This is a genomic window from Peribacillus sp. P4_C12, from assembly GCF_056402095.1.
Map to the genome: position 1 here is coordinate 1 of NZ_JBFUIB010000578.1, position 2131 is coordinate 2131.

The following is a 2131-nucleotide window of genomic DNA, read 5'->3' on the forward strand; positions in this document are numbered from 1 at the left end:
ACTCTTGGACGTGTAGGAGGAGCCATGGACCTGACTGTTGGCAGCAAGCGTGTTTTCCTCTTTATGCAACATACTACAAATAAAGGAGAGGCGAAAATCGTTGAGCAATGTTCGTTTCCACTGACTGCGCCTCGCTGTGTAAATCGTATCTATACAAACCTTGCGGTAATCGATGTGACAGATGACGGCCTTGTCGTACGGGAACTCGCTCCTGGCGTTACATTCGAATACGTACAGGAATGTACTGCTGCTCCTCTTAAGCTACATGCGTCCAGCGACATGCAATCAGAGGCTCTCGAAGTGCAACAATGACTAGGTACACCATAAAACATACAATTGACCGTAGCTAAAAGTAAACAATCCAGGAATGTCAGGTAGCGGATAAACTCTTTGATTCGGGATGGAATTTTGGAGTTTGTCTTGCTTTAGGAAATTCCAAGCAATTGGGTGTAGGCCGGTTATTTAAGATTCAAGCGTGTATCTACTATATACGGCTGGGGGTTTGGGATGGCTAAAATAAATATTACCGACGTCGTTAATGAAGGTAAATTTAATCGCTTTCATTTGAGGTTATTGATTTGTTGTTGCATCATTATTGTTTTTGATATGTTCGACCTTGTTATATATGGTTCTGTCATACCTATCCTTATGAAGGAATGGTCCATATCACCTGTTCAAGCAGGAGCCATTGGTAGCTACGGATTTTTCGGAATGATGCTAGGGGCAATATTCTTTGGAGTTTTGGCTGATAAATTTGGAAGAAAAAATATCCTTATTTTAAGTGTGGTCCTATTTAGTATCTTTACGTTTTTATGTGCATTCGCACCTGGTCCATTAATGTTTTCTATTTTCCGATTTATTGCTGGAATCGGGATTGGCGGTGTCCTACCAAATGTGATTGCCATCATGACCGATTACGCACCGAAACACTTGCATAACACCATGGTATCAATCGTGATGTGTGCCTTTTCTGTAGGAGGTATTTTGGCAGGTCTTGTAGGTATTTACTTTATACCTCTTATGGGGTGGAAAAGTGTTTACTGGGTAGCAGCGATACCACTTTTGCTCATTCCTTTTGTGGTCAAGTATTTTCATGATTCACCTGCTATTCTTTTGGTGAAAGGCCGAATAGACGAACTTCGTTTGGTTCTTTCAAAAGTTAATGACAAGGTATCCTTAACATCAGATATGGAGTTTGTAATAAGTACAGAAACAGAAAAAAATCCTAGTTCTCCTGTGATTGCATTGTTTAAAAATAATCGCGCACTTGGTACGGTAATGATTTGGGTTGCCTTTTTTATGTGTTTGTTAATGATTAATGGGATCAGTACTTGGCTTCCTAATTTGATGTTTAGTGCTGGCTATGCTCTTAGTTCAAGTTTATCCTTTATGATTGTTTTAAATATCGGTGCTATTGTTGGAACGTTAATCCTTGGAGGTCTTGCAGATAAATATGGAGTTAAGAAGGTGCTCGTTCCGATGTTTATAATGGCAGCGGTTTCCTTGACGCTTCTTGGTTTTAAAACTAACATGACTATTCTCTATTTAATAGTTTTTATTGCTGGCGCATGTACAATGGGGGCTCAAAATATTTCATACGCTTTTGTATCACAATACTATCCTTCATTAATTCGCTCAACTGCCATAGGTTTTGCTTCAGGAATTGGAAGAATTGGTGGGATTATAGGGCCGACATTTGGAGGCTTCCTCGTTTCACTTAATTTATCTGCGCAAATGAATTTTCTTTCGTTTGCAATTCCAGGTATTATAGCGGCTATTGCTTTTTCATTGGTTCCTTTAAGGCATGCTTATGACAAAAAAACAAAAGAAATCGATATTGCATAGGAGGGGAATATTTATGAAATCAAAATCTGAATTAAGAATTGCAATTATTGGCGGCGGTATTGGTGGTGCATCAGCTGCGAATGCATTAAAAGCGAAAGGAATTCGTGCAGACGTGTATGAGCAAGCACCTGTTTTAAAAGAGGTTGGTGCTGGTATCGGTGTCCGTCCGCCAAGTGTAAACTGCTTTAAAAAATGGGGCCTATATGAAGAGTTAGAAAAAGTAACTGCACGAAGTAACCTCATGGAAATTATCCAGGGAGATGACCAAGTATTAATTAGAGAAACT

3 protein-coding genes are annotated in these 2131 nt (G+C 39.5%); all 3 read left to right on the forward strand.

The window, feature by feature from the left end; all coding sequences use genetic code 11:
- The coding region (locus AC1DUW_RS26710; protein WP_477643916.1) for a CoA-transferase at nt 1-312 on the forward strand (312 nt) is incomplete at its 5' end.
- A 195-nt stretch (nt 313-507) separates the two neighbouring features.
- The gene (locus tag AC1DUW_RS26715; RefSeq protein ID WP_397328088.1) at nt 508-1845 is read left to right on the forward strand and encodes an MFS transporter; all 1338 of its coding nucleotides are present in this window, start codon (nt 508-510) and stop codon (nt 1843-1845) included.
- Between the two features lie 13 nt (nt 1846-1858).
- Nucleotides 1859-2131, forward strand: a 273-nt coding sequence (locus AC1DUW_RS26720; RefSeq protein WP_477643917.1) for an FAD-dependent monooxygenase, incomplete at its 3' end; no start/stop codon positions are given.

Coding starts and splice junctions, on each gene's coding strand:
- AC1DUW_RS26715 (WP_397328088.1), top strand. CDS start 508: ATGGCTAAAATAAATATTACCGACGTCGTTAATGAAGGTAAATTTAAT.